Here is a 26,969-nt window from a genome sequence, read left to right on the forward strand (position 1 = left end):
ATTCCCTGAAGGTCGAGAAGCGCCATGTCTTCACCTCCTTTCGGGCTGGGTAGAGGTGGCCACCGCGGGGGTTCCCGCGAGGGGTCGGTGGGCCGTTCCGAGGAACGGCAGCCCGGCCGGCGGCGCGTGCAGGGCCGCGCCGAGCGCGAGCAGCACGCCGGCGGTCCCGGTCGCCAGGTCCATCGACAGCCGGTACATGTGCTCGCCGGGCATCGCCAGGCCGCCGCCGTAGGGGAGGGCGTGCCAGGCCAGGTCGCGGACGTGCCCCGCCACGCGCGGGTCGTCGCGGTCGTGCCGGGCCAGGTAGAGCAGCATCCCGGCGCGCCCGCTGAACAGGCTCGGCTGCGCGTAGTAGCGCGACATCGCGGCGACGCGGACGGCGCGCCGGGCCGTCTCGAACTCCTCGTCCGGGCGGTGCGCGAGGTACTCGTCCAGGACGAGGCCGATGCCGACGCTGCCGCGCGCGAGGTAGGGCAGCACCCGGCTGCCCTGGTCGACGTGCAGCGCGCCGTTGCGGTCGGTGACGCAGGCGGCGAGGTCGCGGCGCAGCGCGGCGGCGGCGAGGTCCAGCAGCGCGGGGTCGCCCGCGCGCTCGTACGCCCGGACGAGCATCAGCGCCGCGCCCGCGCCGCCGTGCATGAGGCCGGGCCGGGGGCTGCGCCCGTCCGGTGCCCGTTCCGCGACGATCGCGAGCGCGCGGCGGGCCGCGTCGCGCAGGTCCGCGTCGCCGGTCGCGCCGGCCAGGTCGTCGAGGACGAGCGCGAACCCGGGCAGCCCGCCGTAGAGGTCGTCGCCGAGCCGCTCCCATCTCTCGTTCAGGCAGTGGTCGACGGCGGCGCGCGCGGCGTCCGCGTGGCCGAGGCGGGCCAGCACGTGGGCGGCGCCCATCAGCCCGTCGTACAGGCCGAGCCCGGTGCCGCGCCGGGGGTCGGCGGCACGCTCGGCCAGCCATTCCTCGTGCGCCGGGTAGCGGCCCGCGCCGGTCGCGTCCAGCGCGTACAGGACGCCGGCGGCGCCGTGCGCCAGCCCGAGGGACGCCCCGGAGAACTGCTCCACGTCACCGGGGAACAGCCGGTCGGGGCGGTCGGGCGTGGCACTCGCCAGGACGGCCCGCGACAGGGCCTCCCGGGCGCGGTCCCAGCCGGGCGCGTCCGGGACGAACGCGGGCGCCGGCGCCGGCTCGACGTCCCGCGCGATCTCCGCGACCGCCTCGTCCAGCCACGCGCGCGGCACCGGGAAGTTCTCGGCGATCATGTCGGCGAGCTGCCGCGCCTTGCCCCGGTCGATGACGAACAGCGTGGTCAGCGGGACGAACAGGGCCAGCCGCAGGCACGCCAGGCTGTACCGGTCGACGGCGGTGCCGCGCCGGTCGGGCGGGGCGAGGAACGCCGGGTTGGCGAGTGTCTGCCGGCCGCCGGCGGACGCGGGCGCCGCCGTCTCGAAGTCGATCAGCGCGACCGAGTCGTCCGGGCGGACCATCACGTTGAACATGTGCAGGTCGTTGAAGGCGACGCCGCGCTCGTGGATCGCGTTCAGCACGCGTTCCACCCCCGCGTGGACGCGCAGCGCCCACGCCGTGTACTCGGCGGTCCGGGCCGGATCCGGGTCGGGATCGAGCATCGGATGCCGTTCGGCGAAGAACGTGTTGAGGGTGCGCCCCTCGATGAACTCCTGGACGAGGAAATGGTGCTCGCCGAGCGCGAACCAGTCGAGCGCCGCGGGCACCCCGTCGATTCCGCCGAGTTTCCGGAGGACGTCGCGTTCGCGTTCCAGCCGGGTGACCGCGTCGGCGCCGTCGGCGGCGAGCCCGGCGTGCGGGCGCCCTTCCTTCAGGACGACCTTCATGCCGCTGCGGGTGTCCACCGCCTGGTAGACGCCGCCGCCGTTGGAGAAATGCAGCGCCTTTTCGATGCGGTACGGAAGGTCGGTCGTCGTGGTGGCGCCGCGCGCCTTGAGGTGCGGTTCCAGACAGGCCGGCAGGCGCACCCATTCGGGGACGGTGAACACGGGCTCGCGCCGGTCGGGCACCAGTTCCCCGGCGCCGTTCTCCAGCGCGGGCACGAGCCTGCCCTGCTCGTCCAGGCACCGCCGCTCGGCGAACCCGCCGTACCGCACGTGCAGGGGGCCGGCGCCGATGCGCAGGTCACTGAGGATGTAGGGGCCGGGCAGGCCGTCCACCAGGGCGCCGAGCCCGGCCAGCACGCGCTCCAGTTCGCGCTCGTCCTCAGGGTAGACCGTGACGAGCTTCCCGCTGGCGCCGCGCGGCGCGTACTTGGCGTTCCGCGTCCGCAGCGTCGCCGGGCCGCGCAGGTGCTTGAACTCGACGCCCGCCTCGACGCAGTACTCCCACGTCCGGGAGAGGACGTCCCCGGCGCTTTCCGCGCAGCCGCTCACGTGGACTTTCCAGCCCTGCGCCGGAGTGCGCTGGACGGGCGGGACATAAACGACCCATTCGTCGCCGAAGATCTGCTCCCAGCTGCCCGGAAGGGGGCGGTGGGCGATGTCGAAATCGGTTTTCCGGGTGACCGGGGGAGCGTCGTAGAACACCTCGTCCGCGAGGCAGTAAAGCTCGTACCCCTTGTCCACGCCAGGATTTCCTTCCGCCCGGGCCCGCCGTCGGCGCGCTCTGTGGAAAAGAATGGCAAGGCGGCGGCGCGGCGCCTAGTACCGGAAATAACGAATGACCCGTGAAGATCTACCGGCCGCCGGCACGCGCCCGTCACCGGACCGCCGCGCGGACGGCGTATTGAAACACGTTCTACTTTCTGCGTAGGCTGTGCCCGCAGCGACGCGACGGCCCGGAGGTGACGCCGGTGATCGGTGACAGGTTCCGCATCGACGGCCGGGCGGCGGTCGTCACCGGCGCCGGGCGCGGCATCGGCGCGGCCACCGCGGTCGCGCTCGCCGAGGCCGGCGCCGACGTGGCGATCTCCGCCCGCACCGAGGAGCAGCTCCGCGAGGTCGCCGCGCGGATCGAGGCGGCGGGGCGCCGCGCGCTGGTCGTCCCGGCCGACCTCAGCGACCCCGATACCGCCGCGGACCTCGCCGGACGCGCCGCCGCGGAGTTCGGCCGCCTCGACATCGTGGTGAACAACATGGGCGGCGCCATGCCCGCCCCCTTCATGGACACCAAGCCCCGGCACCTGGAGAAGGCGTTCCGCTTCAACGTCGCCACCGCGCACGCGCTGACCCGCGCCGCCGTCCCGCACCTCCTGGAGTCCGGGGGCGGCAGCGTCGTCAACATCTCCTCCGCCGTCGGGCGCATCGCGGGCCGCGGCTACCTCGCCTACGGCAGCGCCAAGGCCGCGCTCGCCCACTACACCCGGCTCGCCGCGTTCGACCTGGCGCCGCGCGTCCGCGTCAACGCGATCGCCGTCGGCTCCGTCGCGACGTCCGCGCTCGACATCGTCATGACCGACGACGGGCTGCGCGCCGAGATGGAGCGCATGACCCCGCTGCGCCGCGTCGGCGACCCCGAGGACGTCGCCGCCGCCGTCCTCTACCTCGCCTCGCCCGCCTCCGCCTACGTCACCGGCAGCGTGCTGCGCGTGGACGGCGGCATCGACACCCCCAACCTCGACCTCCACCTGGAGGACCTGTGACACCTGGCGGACCTGTGACCCACCGCGTCGTCCTCTGGAGCACCGGCAACGTCGGCCGGCACGCCATCGCCGGCATCGACGCCCGCCCCGACCTCGAACTCGCCGGCGTCTGGACGTCCACCCCCGCCAAGGAGGGCCGGGACGCGGGCGAGCTCGCGGGCCTCGGCCGCGACCTCGGCGTCACCGCCACCGGCGACGCCGACGCGCTGCTCGCCCTGCGCCCCGACTGCGTCGTCTACACCTCGATGGCCGACGTCCGGCTGATGGAGGCGATCGACGACCTGTGCCGCATCCTGCGCGCCGGCGTCAATGTCGTGTCGAGCAGCCCGGTTTTCCTGCAGTTCCCGGACGGTGTCGTCCCGGCCGAGATGTCCGACCCGGTGCGGGCGGCCGCCGCCGCGGGCAACGCCTCGATCTTCGTCAACGGCATCGACCCCGGCTTCGCCAACGACGTGCTGCCGCTCGCCGTCACCGGCATCAGCGAGCGCATCGACCAGGTCCGCTGCATGGAGATCCTCAACTACGCCACCTACGACCAGGGCACGGTCCTGTTCGACATCATGGGCTTCGGCCGCTCCCTGGACGAGACGCCGATGCTGCTCCAGCCCGGCGTCCTGACGATGGCGTGGGGGAGCGTCGTCCGGCAGCTCGCCGCCGGCCTCGGCGTCGAGCTGGACGGGATCGCCGAGAGCCACACCCGGCTGCCCGCCCCCGACGCCTTCGACGTCTCCGCCGGGACGATCGCGAAGGGCACCGCCGCCGCGCTGCGCTTCGAGGTGCGCGGCATGCGCGGCGGCGACGCCGTCGTCGTGCTGGAGCACGTCACCCGGCTCCGCGACGACCTCGCCCCGGACTGGCCGCAGCCGTCCGGGGCGGGCTGCTACCGGGTCGAGGTCCGCGGCGAGCCGGACTACACCGTCGACCTGCGGCTGCTCGGCACGGACGGCGACCACAACACCGCCGGGCTGAAGGCGACCGCGATGCGGCTCGTCAACGCCGTCCCCGCCGTCGTCGCGGCGCCCCCCGGCCTGCTCACCGCGCTCGACCTGCCGCTGATCCCCGGCCGCGGCCTGCTCTAGCCGGCGCGGGGGCCGCCCGCCCTAGAGGCCGATCGCGTGGAGCACCGGCACGAGCTGCTCCTCCTCCCGGTCGAGGTGCGCCTCCAGCGCGGCGGTGAGCCGCTCGACCTCGGCGAGGAGCGTCGCCGGGTCGCCGCCGTCGAGGGCGCGGCGCAGCTCCGCCAGCAGCCCCTTGATCGCCTCGTGCTCGCCGCCCAGCCGCGCCAGCACCGGCGCCAGCTCCGGATGCCGCCGCGCCACGAGCGGGAACATCTGCTGGTCCTCGCCCATGTGGTGGTTGCCGAGGCCCTCGCACAGGGTCAGGCAGTTGATCCGCAGCTGCGCCCCCACACCAGCCGTCCCGGACGCGGCGACCTCCCCGCGGATCAACCGGAGCTCCCGCCGGAACGCGTCGTGCACCGCGATGAGCATCGCGCTCGGCGTCGCGGGCCCGCCGGGCGGCCCGGCGGCCACCGGGACGAGGGCGACGACGGGCAGCGTCCGCCCCGACTTCGCCTCGTACTCGCCCCACCCGGGATCGGACTCGACGGCCCGCGCGAACGCGGCGTCGCGCTCGGCCCCCGCCAGGACGACGGCGTCCGCCTCGTAGGTGAAGGCGCCGCTCTCGACCGTGACGCGCGGGTTCGCGACCAGGTTGCGGAACCACGCCGGGTGCTCGGGCGCGCCCCCGGCCGAGGCGATGACGAGGACGCGACCGCCCTCGTCCGGCAGGTAGCCGAGCGGTGTCGTGCGCCGCAGGCCCGACCGGGCCCCGGTGGTGGTCAGCAGGAGGAGCCGCCCGTCCTCGAACATCCCGCCGACCCGGCCGCCGCCCGCGCGGAACTCCTCGATGACCTGCCTGTTGAAATCCATGTGTCTCCTGAATCTGTTTTCGGGCATGGCGAATCGGCCATGGAAACGCCGTGCGCCATGGCTGGAAGAATGGTGGATGAAGGCATGCCGAAGGCACGGGCATGCCCGTTGACGTCACGCGACGCGCGTGCGGAGGAAGAAGAGGAAACGCGAAGAGCGGAGGCGGGCCGCGTGCCCGCGCCGGCCTCACTCGGAGGCCGGGAACCTCACTCGCTCGTGGCCAATGGCCGACCCGGCAGTCACGAATCGCACATTACCGCCACCGTCAATGCGGTGCAAGATCGGCCGAATCCGGGTGCGGGCGAAATTCGAAGAGGCGCCGGGTCACAGCCCTTCGCGGTGGGCGACGGCGGCGGCCTGGGTGCGGCTCGTGACGTCCAGCTTCGCGAGGATGTTGGAGACGTGCACGCTCGCGGTCTTCGGCGAGATGAACAGCGCCGCCGCGATCTCCCGGTTGTTGCGCCCCTCGGCGACGAGCTTCAGCACCTCGCGCTCGCGGGCGGTGAGGGACGCCAGCGGCCCGGACGCCGCGGCCGCCGCCGGGCGGCCCGGGTCCAGCCGGGCGCGGGCGCCGAGGTCGCGCAGCGCCGCGAGCAGCGGCCGCGCCTCCAGGCGCTCGGCGGTCGCGACGGCCTTGCGCCACTGCGCGGCGGCGGCCTCCCGGTCGCCGTTCTCGGCCAGCGCCTCCGCCAGCCGCCAGCGGGACCGCGCCACCTCGTAGACGAAACCGCCGTCGGGGTCGCCGTAGGTGAACAGGTCGGCGGACTCGCGCCACAGCGCGGCGTCGTGGACGCCGTCCACGCGGCGGCGCTCGGCCTCGGCGCGCGCCACCCACGCCCGGCCCTCGAACCCGAGCCAGTGCCGGCGCTCGCCCTCCTCGGTGAACTCGGCGGCCCGCCGCGCCCGCCGCAGCAGCTCGTCGCCGGCCTCCGCCGCCCGCCGGACGGCCCCGCCGTCGCCGGCGGCGCGGGCCCGCGCCGCCAGCTCGGCGTGGGCCCACAGCCCCGTCGCGGCGATGCGGATGAACGGCGCGCCGGCGCCGTAGAGCGTCGGCGAGATGGCGTCGACATGGGCGAGGACGGCCTGCGGGTCGTCCCGCCACAGGGCGTGCTCGGCGGCGAGGCCGCGCCCGATGTAGTTGGCGAGCTGGTCCTCATGCCACAGTGGAGCGATCCAACGCAGCCGCTCGTCGACGACCGGCAGCCCCTGCGCGACCTCGATGAACAGCGCGTACGCCGAGACCTGCGCCTCGTGGGGCCGGACGACCTGGAGCGGGAAGCCGGCCGCGATCCGGCCCGCCTCCGCCCAGTCCCCGGTCGTGTAGCGGACGAGGTACCGCAGGGTCCGCAGGGCGCTGCCGAACATGCTCCACTCGACGCCGCTGTCCAGCACGACCCGGACGCCCTCGTCGGTCGCCGCCGCGGCGCCCGCGAGGTCGCCGCGGTCGAACTTCGTCCGGGCGTACTGGAACCGGGCGCGCAGCGCCGCCTGCGGGCTGTCGCCGGCGGTGTCGGCGAGGTCGCGGGCCCGCGCGAACAGCTCGGCGACGCCGCTGTCGGCCTCGCGCGACTCCCGGTAGAGGCCGAGCGTGACCAGCAGCGCGGCCTCGGCGCCGGGCGTGCCGGCCTCGCGCGCGTACGCGGCGGCCTTCTCCGCCAGCGCGGGCATCTCGCCGTCCGGGTCCAGGTAGAGCAGCGTCCGGGCGTAGGTGGCGAGGGCCCAGGCGCGATCGGTGCTCGGCGGGTCGGGGGGCAGCATCCGCACCGCCTCCCGCGCCATCGCCCGCCCCTCCGCCAGCTCGTCGAGGTCGACCATGTACCCCGCGAGGTGCTCGCGGATCACCGAGCCGAGGGCGGGGTCGGCCGGGTCGGCGGCGTCCAGGAGCCGGCGCAGCCGGTTCGCCGCCCGCCGCACCTCGCCGGCCCGCGCGGACGCCTGCGCCGCGGCCAGCGACAGCCGGACCCGGTCGGTGCCGGCGGCCTCCGCCGGGCCGGGCACGGCCTCCCACAGCTCCAGCGCCCGCTCGTAGTGCTCGAACGCCTCGGCGGGCGCGCCGAGCCGGTCGGCCTCCCGGCCCGCCCGGACCGACGCGGCGAACGCGGCCGGCAGGTCGTGGGCGGCGAGGCTGTGGTGGGCCAGTTCCGCCGCCGAGCCGCGCGTCCCGTCCGGGAGGCCGGCGAGGAGGCGGGCGAAGTCGGCGTGCAGCCGGGTCCGCTCGCCCGGCAGCAGGTCGGCGTAGACGGCCTCGCGCAGCAGCGCGTGCCGGAACGTGTACCCCGTCCCGGACGGGACGAGCAACTGGTGCGACACGACCTCGCGCAGCGCCTCGCCGGCCGCCGCCTCGTCCAGCCCGGACACTCGCCGCACCAGTTCGTCGTCGACCCGCCGGCCCGCGACCGCCGCGACCCGCACGACCCGCTGCCCGGCCTCCGACAGCCGCTCCACCCGCGACAGCAGCAGGTCGGCGAGGCCGGACGGCAGCTCCGCCGCCGTGTTCCGCAGGTCGGACCCGGCCGAGTACAGCTCGCCCGCGTAGAACGGGTTGCCCTCCGAGCGCCGGTGGACCCGGTCCACGACCTCGGCGGCCACCGGCGCGGATCCGCGCGACAGCTCCGCGAGGTAGTCGGCGGTCTCGCCCGGCCCGAACGGCGGCACCTCGATGCCGGTCACGTTCGGCAGCCGCAGCAGCTCCGCCACCACCGGCCGCAGCGGATGCCGCCGGTGCAGGTCGTCCGACCGGTAGGTGCCGACGAGGCAGACCCGCTCGCGCTGCAGGACGCGGCTGAGGAACGTCAGCAGGTGCCGGGTGGACCGGTCGGCCCAGTGCAGGTCTTCGAGGACGAGCAGGACGGGCCGGTCACGCCCCAGTTCGCCGAGCAGCCCGAGCACCGCCCCGAACAGCCGCTGCTGGCCGAGCTCCGACACGGCGCCGGGGTCGCCGTCGCCGTCCGGCATCAGGCTCCGCAGCACCGGCCGGGCGTCGAGCGCCGCGCGGACCTGCTCGGACTCCGGGGTGCCCGGCTGCGCGGCCGTCCACAGCGCGTCCGCGAGCGGCAGGTACGGCATGCTCTCGCCGAGCTCCGCGCACTGCCCGAGGAGCACGGTGCAGCCGTCGGCCCGCGCCGACCGGACCAGCGCCGACACCAGGTGCGTCTTGCCCACGCCCGCGTCGCCGCTGACCAGCACCACGCCGGCGCTGCCCGCGGCCGCCCGCGCCAGCGCGGCGGTGAGCTCCGCGAGCTCCGCCGCCCGGCCGATCAGCACCCCGTTCATGCCGTCGAGTATTCCAGCGGTCCGGACGTGCACGGGCCCCGGTTCCGGGGAGGGACACCGGGGCCCGCGAGACGGTGGGCGGCGGGGGACGGACGTCAGCCGACGAGCGCGGGGGTCTTGTCGGCCTCGTGCTCCGCCGTCTCCTCCTCGTCCGCCGGCTCGGGCTCGGGCGCGGGGAGCACCTTCAGGTAGGCGCGCAGCGTCTCGGCGGCGATCCGCTCCAGCGAGTAGCGGGAGCGGGCGCGGTCGGCGGCGGCGATCGAGTAGCCGTGCAGCGTCGTCTCCTCGGCCAGCAGGTGCCGGACGGCGCGGCCGATCACGACGGGCCGGCCCGCCGGGACGTGCAGCCCGGTGATGTGGTCGAGGACCTCGTCGGCGTTCCCGCCGGCCGGGGTCGCGACGACGGGCACGCCGCACGCCATGGCCTCCAGCGGCACCGACGGGCACGGCTCGTGCGGCGCGAGGCAGAGCACCAGGCTCGCGGTCCGCAGCAGCTTCGGCAGGTTCTTGTGCGGCAGCCGGCCGAGGAAGATCACCCGGTCGGCGACGTGCAGCTCCTTGGCGAGCAGGCGCAGCCGGTGCACGCCCTGGTCGCTCTCCAGGTCCTCGCGCTGCGGACCGCCGGCGACGGCCAGCTCGGCGTCCGGGACGTGCACGAGGGCGCGCAGCGCGGTGGCGACGTCCCCGGTCTCCAGGTCGTCGCACACCATCACCAGGCGGGGCCGGCCGCCGTGCGGCATCGCCGGGCCGACCTGGGCGAAGTGGTCGCCGTCCACGCCGTAGGGGACGACCGCGACCGACGGGCGCGGCACGCCCATCCGCACGACCTGCCCGGCCTCCTCGGCGTGCCCGGCGAGGACGAGGTCGGCGTCCCGCCCGATGGCCTTCTCCAGCCGGTCGCGGTGCGGGTGCACGCGGTGCCCGGCGCGGCGCTCGGTCGCGGCCACCCCGTGGTAGCTCTGCGCGAACGGGATGTCCAGCTCGCGCGCGACGGCGCAGGCGGCGAGGCCGCCGATCCAGCCGTGCGCGTGCACGATGTCGGGGCGCCCCGCACCGGACCAGCGCCGGCGCAGCCCGTCCGCGAAGTCGCGGATGTGCGCCAGCAGCTCCTCGTCCGGCAGCGGGCGGGCCGGCCCGGCGTCGAGGTGGACCAGGGTGGCGCCCGGCGCGAGCCTGGCCCGGCTGCGGGCGGCCTTGTCCTGGCGCCGCGCGTAGACCGTGACCTGGTTCGGCTCCCCGTCCGAGACGAGCGGGCGGGTGAGCGAGCGAGCGAGATCCCGGACGTGGATTGACTGCAGGTGTTCGCCGTCGAGGTCGGAGGCGGACACGAGTGCGATGTTGAGCGAGCGATGCATGACGGATCCTCCGGGACAACACAGGGGAAGCACGGAGGTATCTGCGTCGTAGACACCTGCTCGGCCAGTTTCATTTCCGCCCGCACTCACTGTCAAACCTGGCGAAACGGCATCGGGCCCGGCTCGACCCCATGAAAACACCACCGACCTGCGGGAATACTGGGTCAGATGAGTGACGAACCGATCTGGTACGTGGCCTACGGCTCGAACCTCTACCGGGAGAGGTTCCACTGCTACCTCGCCGGCGGGCGGCCCCGCGGCGCCGCCCGCCGCTACACCGGCTGCCGCGACCCCCGGCCCGCCCGCGCCGAGCAGTCGATCACGGTCCCCGGCGGGATCTACTTCGCGCACACGTCCCTGACCTGGGGCGGCGGGATGGCCTTCTACGACCCGGAGCTGCCGGGCCGCGCCGCCGCCCGCGCCTACCTGCTCACCCGCCGCCAGTTCTGCGACGTCCTGTCCCAGGAGATGCACGGCGACGCCGGAACCGACCACGACCTCTCCGAGGCGCTGGCGAGCGGCCGCCAGTGCCTCGGGCCCGGCCGCTACGAGACGGTCCTGAAGGTGGGCGAGCGGGCGGGCCGCCCGATGCTGACCTTCACCGCGCCCCGTCCCGCGCCGCCGAACGCGCCGACCGCCGCCTACCTGGCCATGCTCGGCAACGGCCTGCGGGAGGCCCACGGCTGGCCCGCCGCCCGCGCCGCGTCCTACCTGGCCGGGCGGCCCGGCGCCCGCGGCGCCTGGGCCCCCGGTGCCATCGCGGACCTGCTCCGCTAGGTTCCTGCCATGAACGTCGGTGACGTCGTTGACGATTTCGAGCTGCCCGACGAGACGGGCGAGCCCCGCACCCTGACCGGCCTCCTGGAGAAGGGGCCGGTGGTCCTGTTCTTCTACCCCGCCGCGCTGACCCCCGGCTGCACCGCCGAGGCGTGCCACTTCCGCGACCTGGTCGCCGAACTCGCCGAGGCGGGCGCCCACCCGGTCGGCGTCAGCGCCGACCCGGTCGCCAAGCAGAAGGAGTTCGCCGACCGGCACTCCCTCGGCTACCCGCTGCTGTCGGACCCGTCCGGCGAGGTCCGCGCCCGGTTCGGCGTCAAGCGCGGCGTGGCGCTGCTGCCCACCCGGCGCCAGACGTTCGTCATCGGCACCGACCGCCGCGTCCTCGCCGTGGTCAAGAGCGAGGTCCGCATGAACGTGCACGCCGACAAGGCCCTCGCCGCCCTCCGCGCCCGCTAGGGCCGCCGGGGGCCGCGCCCGTCAGGAGACGACCGGGAGCGTGATGGCGGACGGCCGGCCGGGGTCGTGGAAGATCTCCTGGTCGGCGGTGAGCATCTCGGTGGCGGTGCCGATGGGGGCGCCGGTGCCGGAGTTGCGGGCGACGCGCGGGTAGGCGCCGCTCGCGACCTGGACGCGGACGCGGTGGCCGCGGCGGAAGCGGTGCCCGGCGGGCCAGAGCTCGACGGCGACGCGGCGCACCCCGTCGGCGCCGGCCTCCGGGGTGCCGGGGACGAGCCGCCGCATGCCCTCGCAGAGGTTGAGCGACGCGCCGTCCGGGGTGACGTCGCAGAGCCGGACGACGAAGTCGGTGTGCTCCCGGTTCGAGCGGATGTGCAGGTCGGCGGTGACCGGGCCGATGATCTCCAGGTCGTCGTCCAGCACGGCCGAGGTGTAGGTGAGGACGTCCCGGCGGCGCTCCAGCCGCTTCTGGTCGGTGGACGGGCGGGTCTCCCCGAGCAGCGTCGGCCCGCCGAGGAACGGCGTCGGGTGGTTCGGGTCGTAGCGGTAGGCGTCGGGGTCGGACTCGGGCGGGGCGTCGGTCGACAGCGCCCCGGCGGGCTGCAGGTGCCAGCGCTCCTCGCGCATGCCGGGGACGGGCCAGTCGGGGAACTCGCGCCACTCGTCCGCGCCGGTGATGTAGAGCCGGACGGGGTTCTCCCGCAGCCCGGACGGGTCGTCGAGGAGGTGGGCGCGGAACCAGGCGATGGAGTCGGCGACCGAGCCGCGCATCATCCGCTGGTCGGCGTGGAACCAGGGGCCGATCGTCAGGTACGGGCGGCGGCCGGCGGCGCGCAGGGCCGCATAGTCCTTCATCTGCCAGGGCAGGAAGATGTCGTACCAGCCGCCCGTCATGTTCACCGGCGCGGTGACCTTCGACACGGTGGGGCTGAAGTCGCGCTTGTCCCAGAACGGGGTGTCGGGCCCGTTGACGAGGAGGTCCTGGAAGAAGCGCTGCTGCGCGCCGGTCGCGAGCCGGTCGAGCTCGGCGATCGGGCGCCCGGACAGGGTGGCGCGGCGGGCGCGGCGCGGCGACATGATGCCGGTCGTGATGCCGGAGAGGGAGTTCTTCATCCGCGCGGTCAGGTCGACCCAGATCAGCGCGGACTCCAGCGCGAAGGTGCCGCCGACGTTGACCGCGTCCCGGAACGTGGAGGCGGTGACCTGCATCGACAGGGCCTTCAGCTCCGGTCCGGCCTCGGCGGCGACGGCCCACTGCACGTAGCCGAGGTAGCTCGGGCCGTGCATGGCGAACGTCCCGCCGAACCAGGGCTGCGACTTCAGCCACTCGATGGTGGCGAGGCCGTCCTCGCGCTCGTCGAGGGCCTCGAAGACGCCGCCGGACCCGAAGCCGCCGCGGACGCTCTGCACCACCGCCTGGAACCCGTGGGAGGCGAACGCCTGCCCGCACATCAGCCCGAACGGGCCGCGCCGCCCGTAGGGGGACCGGACGAGCACGACGGGCGCCCCGTCGACGCCCACCGGGGCGTACCGGTCGGCCAGCAGCGTCACTCCGTCGGCGGCGGGGACGGCGAGGTCGCGCTCGACGGTCACCCGGTGGGGGCCGTTGCGCAGTCCCAGCGCCGTGACCCCCAGCCGGCGCATCATTCCCACGGCTACCACGTGATCGATCGTATCCGCCACATCCGGCGACCCCGCGGCCACATGTCCCGCGATACGCCGCGGAGCACACCGCGACTTCACTACGATCAGGACACGCAACTCGGCAAATCGGGATCTTACGGGCCGCATTCGGCCGGCTCGGCCGGTGCCGGCCCCCGTTGGGAGAGTTACACGCGTCATGGGTGACCTGGGCGACCTGAGCTGGACGCGCGTCATCGCCGCCGCCGTCGTGATGGCGGCGGCACTGGCGATCGCCGTCCTCCTGCGGCTGCTGACCGGGCGGCTGACCCGGCGGGCGGGCGACACCCGGTGGGCCTGGGACGACCTCGCCGCCCGCCTGATCCGCGACCTGGCGATGCCGCTCGCGGTGCTGCTCGGGCTGTGGACGGCGGCGAAGGTGCTGGAGCTGCCGCGCGGCACCCTGGACGTCACCGCCAAGATCCTCACCGCGGTGACGATCCTGGTGGTGTCGCTGGCACTGGCGCGGCTGATCGCCGCGTCGGTGACCTCGATCGCGCTGGCCCGGCAGGGCGTCGCCGCGAACGTCACGATCTTCGCGAACATCACCCGCGTGATCGTGCTCGGCGTCGGCGTCCTGGTGATGCTGCAGAGCATCGGGGTGTCCATCACGCCGCTGCTCGGCGCCCTGGGTGTCGGCGGTCTCGCGGTCGCGCTGGCCCTGCAGGACACGCTCGCCAACCTGTTCGCGGGCGTGCACGTCCTCGCGTCCAAGACGATCGAGCCTGGCGACTACATCAAGCTGGCCACCGGCCAGGAGGGCTACGTCGTCGACATCAACTGGCGCAACACCTCCATCCGGACGCTGTCCGACAACATCGAGGTCATCCCGAACCAGCGGTTCTCCGACACGATCCTCACCAACTACCACCGGCCCGCGCAGGACATGTCGGTCATGGTGTACGCGAAGGTGCCCTACGAGGTCGACCTCGACGCCGTGGAGGAGATGCTCGTCAAGGTCGGCCACGACGTCATGAACGACGTGCAGGGCGGCGTCGCCGACTGCAACGTCCTGGTGCGGTTCGACGACTTCAACGACGCCTCGGTGGGCTTCCACGTGATCCTGCGGTCCAGCGAGTTCGGCGACCAGTTCGCGATCAAGCACGAGTTCCTCAAGCGCCTGCACCGCACGCTCCGCGAGGAGGGCATCGCGCCGCCGTACTGGCACCACCGCGTGGTCGTGGACGAGCCGTCGCCCACCGCCGCGGCCGCCCGCGCCAACGGGATCGCGCCCCGCTGACTCACGCGGGCGGGGGCGCGACCTCGTCGAACCAGGCGAGGAGTTCGGCGTCGCCGAACATCCGCGCGGTCTCGGCGGCCGACGGCGAACCCGCCCGCGGGTCGGCGCCCGCGTCCAGCAGGGCCCGCACCACGGCCGTCTCCTTCTTGAACACCGCGCCCGTGAGGGGCCGCTGCCCGCGGTCGTTGGCGCGCTCGGGGTCGGCGCCGCGCGCGGCGAGGGCCCGGACGGTCTCCGGGTGGCCGTGGTACGCGGCGAGCATGAGGAGCGTGTCGCCCCGCTCGTTGGACAGGTTCACCGGCGCCCCGGCGTCCACGTAGCCGACGAGCCGCCCGGTGTCGCCGGCCCGCGCCAGGTCGAACAGCCGGTCGGCGAACGCGTCGCCCTCCGGGAAGGCGTCGGCGAGGACGCTGTCCGCGGTGAGCAGGCCGCCGAGGCTGTCCTCGCCGTAGGACAGCCGCTTCTCCAGCGCGACCAGCGCGCCGTCCTCGGGGAACGAGCAGAACCGCACGTCGTCGGCCAGCGACCGCATGATCAGCAGCCCGCGGCCGTGCTCGGCCGACGGGTCGGGCAGCGGGACGCGCCCGGCGTCGAACCCGGTGCCCGAGTCGATGACCTTGATGGTGCAGCGGCGGTCCTGGATGGTGGCGCGCACCGTGTAGCCGGTGCCGTGCTCGGCGTGCCTGATCACGTTGCTGCACGCCTCGGTCAGCATCATCTCGATGTCGTCCCGGATGTGGTCCTCGACCCCGAGGGCGGCGAGCGCCGCGTCCAGGAGCCTCCGCGTGGCCGGGACGCTCGCGGCGTCCCGGGGGAGCAGGAGATCCAGGCTGATTTCCACATCATCTCCGTCCGTCCCCCTGAATCGTGCCCTTTCGGTCGCGCTCAAACATGCGGGGGACGGCCGGGCCGTCACACCGGCTCGGTGGGGCGGGGCGCGTAGTCGTCCACGTACTCCTGGCCCGACAGCGCCTGGATCGCCTCCATGATCTCGTCGGTGACCTGCCGGGCGGCCTTGCCGCGCGGGACGCCCTCGTCCCGGCCCCGGAAGTCCATCGGCGGGCCGATGCGCAGCCCGATCCGGCCCGGCCGCGGGACGGCCCGCCCGCGCGGCTGCACCCGGTCGGTGCCGGTGATCCCGACCGGGACGACGGGCGCCCCGGTCCGCATCGCGAGCCGCGCCACCCCCGTGCGGCCCCGGTAGAGCCGCCCGTCGGGGGAGCGGGTGCCCTCGGGGTGGATGGCGAACACGCCGCCGCGCGCCAGCACCGCCGCCGCGGTGTCGAGCGCGTCCAGCGCCGCCCGCCCGCCGGACCGGTCGACCGCGATCGCCCCGACGCCGCGGAAGAACGTCGCCGTGGCGCGCCCCTTCATCCCCGCCCCGGTGAAGTACTCGTGCTTGCCGAGGAAGTGGACCCGGCGCGGCAGGATCAGCGGCACCGCGAACGAGTCGAGGAACGCCAGGTGGTTCGCCGCGATGATCACCGGCCCGGTCCGCGGGACGTGCCGCACCCCGCTCACCCGGGGCAGGAACGCGACGCGCATGGCGGGTCCCATGACGACGTACTTCATCAGCGGATAGACAAGGCGCTCGGGGTCCATGTCCGAGAAGGCTATGGGCCGCGCGGCCCCCGCCGCCGGTGGGGCCCGATACAAACCCGGACCCCCGGATCTTGTAGGAATCCGCAATGGCGCGCCGGTCAGCCGGCGGCGGCCGCCGCGTCCATGCTCCGGATCAGCTTGCGGACGGCGGGCGCCGCCGGGCCGCTGCGCGCGGTCAGCTCCGCGATCCGCCGCCGGTAGCGCCGCCGGTCGGGGCGCGGCAGCACCGAGCCGAGCCCGCCCGCCGCCGCGAGCGCCACCGCCGCCGCGTCGTAGCTGTTGACATGCGCCACCGGCCGCCCCCGCAGCGCCGACGACGCGCCGCCCCACAGCTCCTTCACGACCCGCGGGTCCTTCACGGTGACCTCGTGCCGCGGGACGAGCCCGAGCACCCGGGTGCGGCGCACCCGGATCCAGCCGTCTTGCTCCAGCTCGTCCCGGACCGTCTCCACGATGGCCTTGGCGTCCGTCCGCACCCAGTGCTGCCAGGACCGGGGCCGGGACGCCGCGATCTGCGCCGCCACCCCGTACGGGTCGTCGCCCGGCGTGCCCGGGACGGGGCGGCGCCGCTCCTCCTGCAGCCGCCCGTCCAGGTACAGCTCGGTCAGCGCGGCGCCGCGCAGCACGTAGCCGAGCCGCGCGCCGCCGCCGGTCATCTTCTGCTTCCTCAGGTCGTACGCCAGCAGGTACATGCGCGCCGGCAGCGACTCCGGAACCTCGACCATGGCTAGTCCTCGCTCCCGCCGCCCGGCGGGTCGTCCTCGTCCGCGGGCCCGCGCCCGTCCCCGTCCCCGTTACCGTCACCGTCCGGGGGCCGCGGCCGCCTGCGCGGCCGGCCCGGCCCCCGCATCCGCTCCGCCGACCCCGGCATCCGGCCCGCGTCGGCGAGCGCCCGCCGCAGCAGGAACTCGATCTGCGCGTTGGTGCTGCGCAGCTCGTCCCCCGCCCACCGGGCCAGCGCGTCGTGCACGGCCGGGTCGAGCCGCAGCAGGATCTTCTTCCGCTCCGCCACTGCTACGCGCGGTCACTGGTAGAGGCTGCCGGCGTTGACCACCGGCTGGGCGTCCCGGTCCGCGCACAGCACGACCAGCAGGTTGCTCACCATCGCCGCCTTGCGCTCCTCGTCCAGTTCCACCACGTTCTCCTCGTCCAGCCGGTCGAGCGCGAGCTGCACCATGCCGACCGCGCCCTCCACGATCCGCTGCCGCGCCGCCACGACCGCGCCCGCCTGCTGCCGGCGCAGCATCGCCTGCGCGATCTCCGGCGCGTACGCCAGCCGGGTGATCCGGGACTCGATGATGTCGACCCCGGCGGACGCGACGCGCTGCGCCAGCTCCTCCGACAGCTGCGCGGTGATCTCGTCGGCGTTGTCGCGCAGCGAGGTGCGGTCGGCGGCGTCGTAGGGGAAGCTGCCCGCGATGTGCCGGACGGCCGCCTCGGTCTGGAACGCGACGAACTCCACGAAGTCGTCCACCTCGAAGACCGCCCGCGCGGTGTCGGCGACCTGCCACACGACCACGGCGGAGATCTCGATCGGGTTCCCGTCCAGGTCGTTGACCTTGGCGAGCCCGGTCTCGTGGTTGCGGATCCGGGTCGAGACCCGGCGCCGCTCGGTCAGCGGGTTCACCCAGCGCAGCCCGTCGGTGCGGACGGTCCCGGAGTAGCGCCCGAGCAGCTGCAGCACCCGCGCCTCGCCCGGCGCGACCGGGGTCAGCCCGGCCGCGAGGACCAGCCCCGCGACCACCAGCAGGCCGCCCACCGCGCCGCCGACCGCGATGGCGGCGGCCCCGCCGGCCGCCACCCCGACGGCGATCGACGCGCCGCCCACCGCGATCCACAGCAGCGCGACGCCCAGCATCAGCCAGCCGCCGCGGTCCCGCGCCGCCCGCTCCTCGATCTTCGGCCTCGGCATCTCCACCCGGGCCACCGCGTCCGCCATGCCGTCCTCCCGTTCCTCGGTTATCACCATCATATCAAAGTGATATCACATTTCCAGGCATGGAGGACGGCGGGGCGCCGGCCCGGCTCAGGGGAGCGGGACGAGGTCGGGCTCCTCGGCGTCCTCGATGACCTTGGGCACGTTCCGCAGGGTCACCAGCGCGAAGACGGCGACCGCGGCGGCGCACCCGGCGCTGCACACGAGCGCGGCGTGCATGCCGTCCACGAAGGCCTCGCGGGCGGCGGTGGCGATCTGCGCCCCGAGCGCCGCGGGGAGGTCCGCGGCGGCCTGGAGGGCGGCGGCCAGCGAGTCGCGCGCGGCGGCCGCGGCCGGTGCCGGGACGCCGGCGGGCAGGTCCAGGACGTTGCGGTACACGGCGGTCAGCACGCTGCCGAGGACGGCCATGCCCAGCGCGCCGCCCAGCTCGGTCGCCGTCTCGGCGATCGCCGACGCCGAGCCCGAGCGCTCCTTCGGCACCGACGCGAGCACGGTGTCGGCGGTGACCGTCATCGCCAGCCCCATCCCGAGCCCGGCCAGCAGCATGGACGGGAGCATCACCCAGTAGGAGGTGTGCAGGCCGATCGCCAGGTAGAGGGAGAACCCGCCGGCCGAGATGAGCATGCCGGCGGCGACGACGCGGGCGCGGCCGAGCGCGCTGATCAGCGGCGGGGCCAGCAGGGCGCCGCCGATCATGGCCCCGGCGGCGCCGGGCAGGCCGGCCAGGCCCGCCTTGAGCGGCGACCAGCCGAGCGCGAGCTGGAAGAACAGGGAGAAGATCAGCGACTGGGCGACCAGGGTGAACATCGCGATCATGTTCGTGGCGACGGACCCGGTGAACGCGGCGCGGCGGAACAGCCGGACGTCGATCAGCGGATCGGCCGTCCGGGTCTGCCGGACGGCGAACGCGGCCAGCGCCGCCAGCCCGATCGCGAGCGAGACGTAGACGCGGGTCTCGTCCAGGCCGTGCGCGGCGGCCTCCTTGATCGCGTACACCGCGCCGAGCACGCCGGCGATCGACAGCGGCACGCTCACCAGGTCCAGGCGGCCCTGGACGGGGGTGCGCGACTCCGGCAGCACGACCGCGCCGGCGACCAGCACCACGGCCATGATCGGCACGTTGATCAGGAAGACGGAGCCCCACCAGAAGTGGTCCAGCAGCGCGCCCGCCAGGACTGGGCCGAGGCCGACGGCGAGACCGGCGACGCCGCTGAACGCGCCGATGACCGCCGTCCGCTCCTTCGGCTCGGGGAACGCCCGGCGGATCAGCGACAGGCCGGACGGCATCAGCGTCGCCCCCGCCACGCCGAGCAGCGCGCGGGCCGCGATCAGCAGTTCGGCGCTCGGCGCGTACGCGGTCACCGCGGACGCCGCGGCGAACACGGCGGTGCCGATCAGCAGCAGCCTCCGGTGCCCGATCCGGTCGCCGATGCCGCCCATGGTGATCAGCAGGCCGGCGAGCGTGAACCCGTAGGCGTCGGCGATCCACAGGATCTGGGTGGCCGAGGGGTCCAGGTCCGCGCTCAGATGCGGGACGGCCTGGTTCAGCGCGGTCAGGTCGATGTTCGGCACGAGCGCTGCCAGCAGGCAGATCGCGAAGGTGCCCCACTTGCGGGCTGAGGAGTTCATGACCGCAACGGTCGCGGGGCGCGCTGACCGTTCCCGCACCGCCCGCTGACGGCCGGGCGCGCGGGCCGTCAGCGCCCGTCAGGGGCCGCCGACGCCCGCCGGCCGCTCGTCAGCCGGTGCCGGTGAGGATCGCGCCGGCCTGGTCGCGGGGGAGCGCGGCGGCCGCCGCGAAGGCCCGCTCGAAGGCGGCGTCGCCCAGCAGGCCGCGGGCGGCGCCGGCGGTGCGCTCGGCGTCGGGGCCGCCCGCGGCGTGGACGCCGCGCAGCGCCTCCCCCACGCCGAGCAGCAGCGCCGCGCGCTCCCCGTCCCCGTCGGCGGCGGCCGCCCCCGCCAGCCCGGTCGCCACGGCCGTCCGGTAGACGAAGACGGGATGGTCCAGCGACATGTCGAGGGCCTCGCGGAACAGCGCGCGGGCCCGTCCGGTGTCGCCCTCGGCGACCGCCAGCCAGCCCAGCCCGACGAGCGCCGAGCCGCGCGTCGCGGCGGCGATGAACCGCTCGGAGGCGAAGCCGGTGAGGGCCGTCTCGTAGAGCCGCCGCGCCTCGCCGAGGTCGCCGCGCAGCCGCGCCACCTCGCCGAGCCCGTAGTGGCCGGCGGCGACCTTGTCGGGCGCGCCGGCCCGGCGGCCGAGTTCGATGCCGCGCTCCAGGTCCGCCCGCGCCGCCTCCGGCCGCCCGCCGCGGATCAGCACGTGCGCCCGCTGGTAGAGCAGGTCGGCGGTGTCCTCCAGCGCGCCGAGCGGCGCGAGGACGTCCAGCGCCTCGTCCAGCAGCGCGAGGGCGCGGGCGTGGTCGCCGCGCCACCCGGCCGCCTGCGCGAGGGTGTCGAGCACGTTGGCGATGCCCCACCGGTCGCCGCGGGACCGGAAGAGCCGCAGCGCCTCGCCGCAGTGCCGCTCCGTCGCGGCGACGTCCCCGGCGTGCTGGGCGAGGAACCCGTCGCTCATCGCGACCAGCGCCCGCGTCCACGGGTCGTCCCCGATCTGCCGGGTGAACGCCGCGTAGTCGGTGCGCTCGGGCCCGGCGGTGAGCGCCCACAGGACGATCACGACCGGGTACCGCACCGCCCGGTCGACCCGCTGCAGCAGCACCGCGGCGCGGTCGAGCCACGCCACCGCCCGCTCGCCGGCGAACCCGCCGGCCACCGCGTTGGTGACGCAGAGGACGTACTCCTCCTCCATCCCCGCCGGCGGTTCGGGGCCGAGCGCGTCGAGCAGCTCCGACGCCAGCGCCGCGCCCTCCACCCGGCCGCGCAGCCACCAGTACCACGACAGCGACGCGACCGTCCGCAGCGCGAGCGCCGGGTCGGCGCGCACGCCCCACCGCAGCGCCGCGTGCAGGTTCCCGTGGTCGGCGGCGAGCAGCTCCAGCCACTCCAGCTGCCCGGTCCCGCGCAGGTGCGGCTCGGCGCGCGCGGCCAGCCCGGCGAAGTACTCGGCGTGGGCCCGCTCGAACCGCTCCCGCTCGCCCGCCTCGGCGAGGCGCTCGGCGCAGAACGCCCGGACCGTGTCGAGCATCCGGTACCGCGACCCGTCGCTCTGCACCAGCGACTTGTCGGCCAGCTCGACCAGCAGCTCGTCGGCGTCGTCCAGGTCGCAGACGCCCGCCGCCGCCTCCAGTGCGAGGCCGCCGGAGAACACCGTCAGCCGCCGGGCGAGGGTGCGCTCCGCCTCGTCGAGGAGGTCCCAGCTCCACTCGACGACCGCGCGCAGCGTCCGGTGGCGCGGCGCCGCCGCCCGGTCCCCGCGCGACAGCAGCCGGAACCGGTCGTCCAGCCGCGTCGCGACCTCGGCGACCGGCAGCGACCGCAGCCGCGCCGCCGCCAGCTCGATCGCCAGCGGCAGCCCGTCCAGCGCCCGGCAGATCCGCAGCACGGCCCCGGCGTTGGCCTCGTCCACCGCGAAGCCGGGGCGGACGGCCTCGGCCCGGTCCAGGAACAGCCGCACCGCCGGGTAGCCCTGGAGCGCCTCGGCCGGGACGCCGTCCGGCGGCAGCTCCAGCGGCGGCAGCGGCCGCAGCGCCTCCCCGGTGATCGCGAGCGCCTCCCGGCTCGTGGCCAGCACCCGCAGCCGCGGGCACGCGCCGAGCAGCCGGCGCGTGATCCGCGCGACGGGCGCCACGACGTGCTCGCAGTTGTCCAGGACGAGCAGCACGCTCCGCCCCTCCAGGGCCGTGACCAGGCGCTCCACCGCGTCCGGCGACGGCTCGCCGGGGGCGGGCAGCATCCCGCCCTCGCGCAGCCCGAGCGCGCCGAGCATCGCCTTCGGCACCTCGTCCGCGACGACGGGCGCCAGGTCGACGAAGCAGACCTCGCCGCCCTCGCGTCCCGCCGCCTCGATCGCGAGCCGCGTCTTGCCCGCGCCGCCGGGCCCGAGCAGCGTGACGAGCCGCCCGTGCGCGAGCATCTTCCGGACGCGCCGCAGCTCCTCCTCGCGCCCGACGAAGCTGGTGAGCTGCGCGGGCAGGTTCGGCCGGACCGCCTCGGGGGCGGCGTCGCCGCGCAGGACGGCCAGGTGCGCCTCTGCCAGCTCTTTGGACGGGTCGGCGCCCAGCTCCTCGGCCAGCGCCCGCCGCCCGTCCTCGAACACCGCGAGCGCCTCCGCCTGCCGGCCGCCGGCGTGCAGCGCCCGCATCAGCAGCGCCCGCGCCCGCTCGCGCAGCGGCTGCGCGGCCACCAGGTCGCGCAGCCGCGCGACCGCCGGCTCGGGGTCGCCGCTCCGCAGCCGCGCCTCGGCGAGGGCCTCGACGGCCGCGGCCCGCGCCTCCTCCAGCCGCGCCGCCTGCGCCGCCGCGAACGGCGCGCCCACGTCGGCCAGCGCGGCGCCGCGCCACAGCCCGAGCGCCTCCTCCAGCAGCGCGGCCGCCTCCCCGGCCGTCGCCGCCCGCCGCGCGTCCGCGGCGAGCCGCTCGAACCGGTGGGCGTCGACGTCGTCGCGCTCGACGGCGATCCGGTAGCCGGCGGGCAGCCCCTCGACCGGCGCCGCGTCCCCGAGCGCGCGGCGCAGCCGCGACACCTGCGACTGGAGCGCGTTCGCCGCGCCGCTCGGCGGGTCCTCCCCGTAGAGCCCGTCGATGAGCCGCTCCGCCGGGACGAGCCGCCCCGCGTCCAGCAGCAGCATCGCGAGCAGCGCCCGGACCCGGGGCCCGCCGATCGGCACGGCGTCCCCGCCGGCCCGGGCCTCGACCGCTCCAAGGATGGCGAACTGCATGTCCGGATTCTCCCGCACTACCGTGGTGCTCCCGACCCTGGAGGAGCGCCATGACCGAGATCCAGATCGTCACCGACTTCCTCTCCGCGCTCGAGGACCTGGACGTCGACCGCGCCCTGGCCCACGCGGCGCCCGGCATGGTCTACCAGAACGTCCCGCTGCCGCCCGCCCGCGGCCTGCCCGCCGTGGAGAAGACGCTCCGCGCCATGACCCGCTACGGGACGGGCTTCGAGGCCCGCGTCCACAACATCGCCGCGAACGGCCCGGTGGTGCTCACCGAGCGCACCGACGTCCTGGAGCGCGGGGCGTGGCGCGCCGAGTTCTGGGTCTGCGGCACCTTCGAGGTGCACGGCGACCGCATCACCCTCTGGCGCGACTACTTCGACTGGACGACGTTCCTGGCCGCCTCCGCCAAGGGCCTCGGCGGCGTCCTGCGCGCCGCCCTCGGCCCCCGCCCGCACCGGCGGCCCACGCCCCGCTGACGCGGCGGGGCGGCCCGCGGATCACACCCGCGCCTGTTCCGGACAACCGCTGGTGAAACGATCTAGCCACTGCCATGATCGTCGCGCGGAGGTGGTGGATCATGGCGAATTCGGGGGCCGGAGCCCGATCGGGGGTGCCGCGGGGGAGGCCCGCGGGGCGCCGTCGCAAGAGGATCTTCATTTTCGGTGGGGCCGTTTTGGCGGTGCTCGTCCTGGTCGTGGGCGCGACCGTGGCGTGGACGGTGATCCTGCCGGGCGTGAACGGGCGCGGCGAGCACACCAAGGTGCCCGACGCCCTGTCGGTCCTGGACTCGACGAAGGGCCTCGACCAGCGCATCACGTCCAAGCTGGAGGTCCAGATGGACAGCGGCTGGCGCCGCACCGGCGGCGGTCACTACACCGACAAATCGGAGGCGATGTGGTCGGCGTTCGCCGGACAGGTCCAGGTGAACCTGAGCCTCCACCGCTATAAGGCGACCGCGCTGAAGCCGGGTGCGGACGCCGCGTCCGAGGCCATGGGCAAGGCCGGGGCCGGCGGGACGCGGCAGCCCATCGCGGGGCTGGGGGACGAGGCGTTCGGCGTTCCCGTCACCAGCGGCTACGAGATCCACGTCCGGCACCGGAACGTCACCGTGCACACGTCGTTCGTCGCCCCGGCCAAGTCGTTCGACGACCTGAAGGCCTACGCCCGGCCGATGGCCGAGACCGCCCTGGCCCTTCTTGAGGAGGCCAACCGCTAGCCAGGGGCGTCCCGCCCCCTGCGGGGACCCGCGCACCGTAGCGCAAACTTGCCAGTATTTCCTGTCACGGTTGCTACAAGCGCCGGTGCCGGGCCGTTCGCGATCATGCCCGGCATGAGACGAGCATGGATGATCGGAGCGGCGGCGGCCCTCGTCGCCGGGCTGGCGGCCGCGCCCGCCCACGCCGATGAGAGCCCCTGGCGGGCGGCGGACGCACCGGGAGGGCTGTGGCCCGAGAGCGGCCTGAACGAGGTGGCCGCGGTCGGCGCGCGGGACGTGTGGGCGGCCGGCTTCGAGGGCCTCGCCTGCGTCGACTGGTCGTGGCCGGGCATGGGCGCGGGCTCGGTGTGCAGCTTCAACGCGGTCGTCCGCCACTGGAACGGCACCGGGTGGGAGAACCGCAACCCGCCCGGCGCCTGGAACCTGGAGACCACGGACCTCGACGCCTCCTCTCCGGAAAACGTCTGGCTCTCCGGCGCCAAGATGGGCGAGGGGTACCTCGCCCGCTGGGACGGCTCCCGGTGGACGCAGATCGCGTTGCCCGAGGAGTGCAAGACCGCGACCTACCTCCAGCTCGAAGCCGTGGACGGCGGCGTCTGGGCCAGCAACGGCTGCCTGGCCCGCTGGGAGAACGGCACCTGGACGACCTACGGCAACACCGTCGGATTCATCCACAGGACTTACGCGGTCAGCGACACGGAGCTGTGGGCCAGCGGCAGCCTCCTCGCCCCCTACCGGTCCAGCATCGCCCGCTGGGACGGCGATAAGTGGGTGCCGCCGGACGACGTCCCGGACGGCTACACCCAGCTGGCGGTGGCGGGCCCTGGCCACGTCTGGGTGGACGGCCCGGGCAAGACCGAGCTGATGCACCGCACCGCCGCCGGCTGGAGCGCCGCTCCCAAGCCGCCGTCCGCCTACCTCGCCTACACCCTCGGCGAGGACGGCTCCCTCTGGACCGGCACAGACCCACGCAAACCCGGAGCCGTCTTCTACCGCTTCGACGGCGAGCAGTGGCAGACGATCCCGATGCCCGCGCAGACCGGCACCGGCTCCCGCAACCGGGGCGGCTTCGACTACACCGCCCTCCCCGGCACGGGCAACGGCATGATCGCGGTCGGCACGGCCCCGGGCGGCGGCCCCCTCGCGATGACGAACCAGCCGGCCTCCTGACACTGGCGCGCGCGGGTACTGCGGGCGCGGTAGCGGTGCTCTCGTCCGCGCGCAGGATCCGCATGCGCCGGCACCCCGCTAGCGTGCGCGTATGAGCACAGCTTTGTCCGGGGTCTGGCGCCGGACCAGAGGATGGGCGGGCGCGGCCGGTGTGGCGGCGGTGCTCCTGATCAGCGCGCTGACAGGGGAGCACCCCGCCACCGATCTCGACGCGCTCGGGTACGCGCTGGTGGTGGTCAGCGGTCTCGTGCTGGCCGCCGGGCGCCGCGCCCCGATCGCCGTCCTGGCCGTCACCGGGCTGTGCGCCGTCGGGTACAGGGCGGTCGGCTTCGACGTGCCCGCGGTCGCGTACCTGGTCGCGGTCTACACCGCCGTTCGCTCCGGGCACCGGATCGTCACCCTGGCCGTCAGCGTCGCGCTGCTGCTCGCCCTGCCCGTCGCGACCATGGCCTCCCCGGCGGACGGGTCGATGAGCGAGGCGTTCGCGCAGGCGCGCGGCGTCCTGGAACTGGCCTGGCTGATCGCCGCCGGCGCCGCCGGGGAGGCGCTGCGGCAGGCCGAGCTGCGGGCGGACGAGGCCGAGCGCACCCGCGAGGAGGCCGCCCGGCTGCGCGCCACGCAGGAGCGGCTGCACATCGCGCGGGAGCTGCACGACTCGCTCACCCACCAGATCTCCATCATCAAGGTGCAGGCCGGCGTCGCCGTCCACCTGGCCCGCAAGCACGGCGAGGAGGTGCCGGAGGCGCTCCTCGCGATCCAGGAGGCGGGCCGCGAGGCGACCCGCGAGCTGCGCGCCACCCTGGAGACGCTGCGGGAGGACGCCGCGCCCCCGCCGCACGGCCTCGACCGCGTCCCCGACCTGGTGGAGCGGGCGCGCACGACGGGCCTGGAGACGACGCTGACGATCGAGGGGCAGCGGCACGAGGTGCCCGCCGCGGTCGACCGGACCGCGTACCGGATCGTCCAGGAGTCGCTCACCAACACCGTCCGGCACGCCGCCGCCGCGACCGCGTCGATCCGGATCGACTACCGGCCGGGCACCCTCGCCGTCCGCGTCGACGACGACGGCAAGGCCAGGCCGGGCACCGCCCCGGTGCCCGGGGTCGGGCTGCTCGGGATGCGCGAGCGCGTCACCGCCCTCGGCGGCCGGCTCCGCGCCGAACCGCGCGAGGAGGGCGGCTTCAGCGTCCAGGCCGAGTTCCCCGTGGGGCGGCCCTCATGATCCGCGTCGTGCTGTGCGACGACCAGCCGCTGCTGCGCCGCGGGTTCCGGGCGCTGCTCGACGCCGAGGACGACATCGAGGTGGTCGCCGAGGCGGCCGACGGCGCGGAGGGCCTCGAACAGATCGCGAGGCACCTGCCCGACATCGCCCTCGTCGACATCCAGATGCCCGTCATGGACGGGATAGAGACGACCCGCCGCATCGCCGCCGACCCGGCGCTCTCCGGCGTCCACGTCGTCATCCTGACCAACTACGGCCTCCACGAGTACGTCTTCAACGCGCTGCGCGCCGGCGCCGCCGGATTCCTCGTCAAGGACATCGAGCCGGAGGATCTCCTGCACGCGGTGCGGGTCGCCGCGCGCGGCGACGCCCTGCTCGCGCCGTCCATCACCCGGATGCTGATCAGCCGCTACGTCGCGCGGCCGCTCGACGCGGGCGGCGGCGCCGGCCTGGAGGAGCTGACCAACCGCGAGCGGGAGGCCGTCACGCTGGCCGGGCACGGCCTCACCAACGACGAGATCGCCCACCGCATGGCGATCAGCCCGCTGACCGCCAAGACCCACATCAACCGGGCCATGACGAAGCTGGGCGCGCGCGACCGCGCCCAGCTCGTCGTCCTGGCCTACGAATCCGGCCTGGTGGCCCCCAGCGGCCGCTGAGAGG

At 75.2% G+C, this 26,969-nt stretch carries 22 protein-coding genes; 10 read left to right on the plus strand and 12 right to left on the minus strand.

Annotation, left to right across the window (positions count from 1 at the left end; translation table 11 throughout):
- Window positions 1–30: 30 nt before the first annotated feature.
- Window positions 31–2,586: a class III lanthionine synthetase LanKC gene (lanKC, locus tag ACGFI1_RS12705; RefSeq protein WP_392785152.1), complete on the minus strand. Its 2,556-nt coding sequence runs from the start codon at window positions 2,584–2,586 to the stop codon at window positions 31–33.
- A 227-nt stretch (window positions 2,587–2,813) separates the two neighbouring features.
- Here lanKC and ACGFI1_RS12710 point away from each other — a divergent pair, with 227 nt between their 5' ends.
- Together ACGFI1_RS12710 and ACGFI1_RS12715 are read left to right on the plus strand one after the other, a co-directional pair.
- A complete protein-coding gene (locus tag ACGFI1_RS12710) occupies window positions 2,814–3,602 on the plus strand; it encodes an SDR family oxidoreductase (RefSeq protein WP_392785154.1) in 789 nt (262 codons plus the stop codon).
- Between the two features lie 14 nt (window positions 3,603–3,616).
- Window positions 3,617–4,681 (plus strand): NAD(P)H-dependent amine dehydrogenase family protein, encoded by a 1,065-nt coding sequence (locus tag ACGFI1_RS12715; RefSeq protein WP_138635709.1) that lies wholly within the window; start codon window positions 3,617–3,619, stop codon window positions 4,679–4,681.
- A gap of 21 nt (window positions 4,682–4,702) precedes the next feature.
- Here ACGFI1_RS12715 and ACGFI1_RS12720 read toward each other — a convergent pair whose 3' ends face one another.
- The 3 genes from ACGFI1_RS12720 to ACGFI1_RS12730 all read right to left on the minus strand — a co-directional run bounded on the left by ACGFI1_RS12720 (window position 4,703) and on the right by ACGFI1_RS12730 (window position 10,161).
- Window positions 4,703–5,533: a nitroreductase/quinone reductase family protein gene (locus tag ACGFI1_RS12720; RefSeq protein ID WP_392785156.1), complete on the minus strand. Its 831-nt coding sequence runs from the start codon at window positions 5,531–5,533 to the stop codon at window positions 4,703–4,705.
- Window positions 5,534–5,857: 324 nt separating this feature from the next.
- Window positions 5,858–8,806 carry a helix-turn-helix transcriptional regulator gene (locus ACGFI1_RS12725; protein ID WP_392785158.1) on the minus strand — a complete coding sequence of 983 codons (2,949 nt, stop codon included), beginning with the start codon at window positions 8,804–8,806 and terminating at the stop codon, window positions 5,858–5,860.
- Window positions 8,807–8,901: 95 nt separating this feature from the next.
- The gene (locus tag ACGFI1_RS12730) at window positions 8,902–10,161 is read right to left on the minus strand and encodes a glycosyltransferase (RefSeq protein WP_386869635.1); all 1,260 of its coding nucleotides are present in this window, start codon (window positions 10,159–10,161) and stop codon (window positions 8,902–8,904) included.
- A 168-nt stretch (window positions 10,162–10,329) separates the two neighbouring features.
- Between ACGFI1_RS12730 and ACGFI1_RS12735 the strand changes: the two genes are divergently transcribed.
- Together ACGFI1_RS12735 and ACGFI1_RS12740 are read left to right on the plus strand one after the other, a co-directional pair.
- The gene (locus tag ACGFI1_RS12735) at window positions 10,330–10,938 is read left to right on the plus strand and encodes a histone deacetylase (RefSeq protein WP_301177900.1); all 609 of its coding nucleotides are present in this window, start codon (window positions 10,330–10,332) and stop codon (window positions 10,936–10,938) included.
- Window positions 10,939–10,947: 9 nt separating this feature from the next.
- On the plus strand, window positions 10,948–11,397 hold the full coding sequence (locus tag ACGFI1_RS12740) for a peroxiredoxin (protein ID WP_138639468.1): 450 nt from the start codon (window positions 10,948–10,950) through the stop codon (window positions 11,395–11,397).
- A gap of 21 nt (window positions 11,398–11,418) precedes the next feature.
- Here the strand turns inward: ACGFI1_RS12740 and ACGFI1_RS12745 are convergent, their stop codons facing one another.
- Window positions 11,419–13,059: a CocE/NonD family hydrolase gene (locus tag ACGFI1_RS12745; RefSeq protein WP_338072608.1), complete on the minus strand. Its 1,641-nt coding sequence runs from the start codon at window positions 13,057–13,059 to the stop codon at window positions 11,419–11,421.
- Window positions 13,060–13,237: 178 nt separating this feature from the next.
- On the opposite strand from ACGFI1_RS12745, the gene ACGFI1_RS12750 reads away from it, so the two are divergent.
- Window positions 13,238–14,317, plus strand: coding sequence for a mechanosensitive ion channel family protein (locus ACGFI1_RS12750; RefSeq protein WP_386869630.1), 1,080 nt, complete (start codon window positions 13,238–13,240; stop codon window positions 14,315–14,317).
- Between the two features lies 1 nt (window position 14,318).
- On the opposite strand, the gene ACGFI1_RS12755 is transcribed toward ACGFI1_RS12750, so the two are convergent.
- From ACGFI1_RS12755 to ACGFI1_RS12785, 7 genes are all read right to left on the minus strand, one after another.
- On the minus strand, window positions 14,319–15,158 hold the full coding sequence (locus tag ACGFI1_RS12755) for an ATP-binding protein (protein WP_386869628.1): 840 nt from the start codon (window positions 15,156–15,158) through the stop codon (window positions 14,319–14,321).
- Between the two features lie 71 nt (window positions 15,159–15,229).
- Complete coding sequence (locus ACGFI1_RS12760; RefSeq protein WP_387077712.1) at window positions 15,230–15,919, minus strand: lysophospholipid acyltransferase family protein; 690 nt, start codon at window positions 15,917–15,919, stop codon at window positions 15,230–15,232.
- 98 nt (window positions 15,920–16,017) lie between these two features.
- Window positions 16,018–16,644, minus strand: a complete 627-nt coding sequence (locus ACGFI1_RS12765; RefSeq protein WP_387077715.1) for a GOLPH3/VPS74 family protein — start codon at window positions 16,642–16,644, stop codon at window positions 16,018–16,020.
- Window positions 16,645–16,646: 2 nt separating this feature from the next.
- Window positions 16,647–16,931 carry a hypothetical protein gene (locus tag ACGFI1_RS12770; RefSeq protein WP_386869622.1) on the minus strand — a complete coding sequence of 95 codons (285 nt, stop codon included), beginning with the start codon at window positions 16,929–16,931 and terminating at the stop codon, window positions 16,647–16,649.
- 12 nt (window positions 16,932–16,943) lie between these two features.
- Window positions 16,944–17,888, minus strand: a complete 945-nt coding sequence (locus ACGFI1_RS12775; protein ID WP_386869959.1) for an SPFH domain-containing protein — start codon at window positions 17,886–17,888, stop codon at window positions 16,944–16,946.
- A 57-nt stretch (window positions 17,889–17,945) separates the two neighbouring features.
- Window positions 17,946–19,484 (minus strand): MFS transporter, encoded by a 1,539-nt coding sequence (locus tag ACGFI1_RS12780; protein WP_392785161.1) that lies wholly within the window; start codon window positions 19,482–19,484, stop codon window positions 17,946–17,948.
- A gap of 109 nt (window positions 19,485–19,593) precedes the next feature.
- The gene (locus ACGFI1_RS12785) at window positions 19,594–22,692 is read right to left on the minus strand and encodes an AfsR/SARP family transcriptional regulator (protein WP_392785163.1); all 3,099 of its coding nucleotides are present in this window, start codon (window positions 22,690–22,692) and stop codon (window positions 19,594–19,596) included.
- 50 nt (window positions 22,693–22,742) lie between these two features.
- Between ACGFI1_RS12785 and ACGFI1_RS12790 the strand changes: the two genes are divergently transcribed.
- The 5 genes from ACGFI1_RS12790 (at window position 22,743) to ACGFI1_RS12810 (ending at window position 26,965) form a co-directional block, all read left to right on the plus strand.
- The gene (locus tag ACGFI1_RS12790; RefSeq protein ID WP_386869616.1) at window positions 22,743–23,174 is read left to right on the plus strand and encodes a limonene-1,2-epoxide hydrolase family protein; all 432 of its coding nucleotides are present in this window, start codon (window positions 22,743–22,745) and stop codon (window positions 23,172–23,174) included.
- Window positions 23,175–23,371: 197 nt separating this feature from the next.
- Window positions 23,372–23,914, plus strand: a complete 543-nt coding sequence (locus tag ACGFI1_RS12795) for a hypothetical protein (RefSeq protein ID WP_392785165.1) — start codon at window positions 23,372–23,374, stop codon at window positions 23,912–23,914.
- Between the two features lie 114 nt (window positions 23,915–24,028).
- Window positions 24,029–25,084, plus strand: a complete 1,056-nt coding sequence (locus ACGFI1_RS12800) for a hypothetical protein (RefSeq protein WP_392785167.1) — start codon at window positions 24,029–24,031, stop codon at window positions 25,082–25,084.
- A 91-nt stretch (window positions 25,085–25,175) separates the two neighbouring features.
- Entirely contained in the window at window positions 25,176–26,306 is a 1,131-nt protein-coding gene (locus ACGFI1_RS12805; RefSeq protein WP_387077732.1) for a sensor histidine kinase, read from the plus strand.
- A complete protein-coding gene (locus tag ACGFI1_RS12810; RefSeq protein ID WP_301177952.1) occupies window positions 26,303–26,965 on the plus strand; it encodes a response regulator in 663 nt (220 codons plus the stop codon). The genes ACGFI1_RS12805 and ACGFI1_RS12810 overlap by 4 nt, the downstream gene beginning before the upstream one ends.
- Window positions 26,966–26,969: the final 4 nt, after the last annotated feature.

It is taken from the genome of Actinomadura geliboluensis (genome assembly GCF_043197915.1).
Classification (GTDB): Bacteria; Actinomycetota; Actinomycetes; order Streptosporangiales; family Streptosporangiaceae; genus Spirillospora; species Spirillospora geliboluensis.

Excerpts from the sequence above, each read along its gene's own strand:
- ACGFI1_RS12720 (WP_392785156.1), bottom strand. The coding sequence starts at position 5,533 with ATGGATTTCAACAGGCAGGTCATCGAGGAGTTCCGCGCGGGCGGCGGC.
- ACGFI1_RS12725 (WP_392785158.1), bottom strand. The coding sequence starts at position 8,806 with ATGAACGGGGTGCTGATCGGCCGGGCGGCGGAGCTCGCGGAGCTCACC.
- ACGFI1_RS12730 (WP_386869635.1), bottom strand. The coding sequence starts at position 10,161 with ATGCATCGCTCGCTCAACATCGCACTCGTGTCCGCCTCCGACCTCGAC.
- ACGFI1_RS12735 (WP_301177900.1), top strand. The coding sequence starts at position 10,330 with ATGAGTGACGAACCGATCTGGTACGTGGCCTACGGCTCGAACCTCTAC.
- ACGFI1_RS12740 (WP_138639468.1), top strand. The coding sequence starts at position 10,948 with ATGAACGTCGGTGACGTCGTTGACGATTTCGAGCTGCCCGACGAGACG.
- ACGFI1_RS12750 (WP_386869630.1), top strand. The coding sequence starts at position 13,238 with ATGGGTGACCTGGGCGACCTGAGCTGGACGCGCGTCATCGCCGCCGCC.
- ACGFI1_RS12760 (WP_387077712.1), bottom strand. The coding sequence starts at position 15,919 with ATGGACCCCGAGCGCCTTGTCTATCCGCTGATGAAGTACGTCGTCATG.
- ACGFI1_RS12765 (WP_387077715.1), bottom strand. The coding sequence starts at position 16,644 with ATGGTCGAGGTTCCGGAGTCGCTGCCGGCGCGCATGTACCTGCTGGCG.
- ACGFI1_RS12775 (WP_386869959.1), bottom strand. The coding sequence starts at position 17,888 with ATGGTGATAACCGAGGAACGGGAGGACGGCATGGCGGACGCGGTGGCC.
- ACGFI1_RS12780 (WP_392785161.1), bottom strand. The coding sequence starts at position 19,484 with ATGAACTCCTCAGCCCGCAAGTGGGGCACCTTCGCGATCTGCCTGCTG.
- ACGFI1_RS12785 (WP_392785163.1), bottom strand. The coding sequence starts at position 22,692 with ATGCAGTTCGCCATCCTTGGAGCGGTCGAGGCCCGGGCCGGCGGGGAC.
- ACGFI1_RS12790 (WP_386869616.1), top strand. The coding sequence starts at position 22,743 with ATGACCGAGATCCAGATCGTCACCGACTTCCTCTCCGCGCTCGAGGAC.
- ACGFI1_RS12800 (WP_392785167.1), top strand. The coding sequence starts at position 24,029 with ATGAGACGAGCATGGATGATCGGAGCGGCGGCGGCCCTCGTCGCCGGG.
- ACGFI1_RS12805 (WP_387077732.1), top strand. The coding sequence starts at position 25,176 with ATGAGCACAGCTTTGTCCGGGGTCTGGCGCCGGACCAGAGGATGGGCG.
- ACGFI1_RS12810 (WP_301177952.1), top strand. The coding sequence starts at position 26,303 with ATGATCCGCGTCGTGCTGTGCGACGACCAGCCGCTGCTGCGCCGCGGG.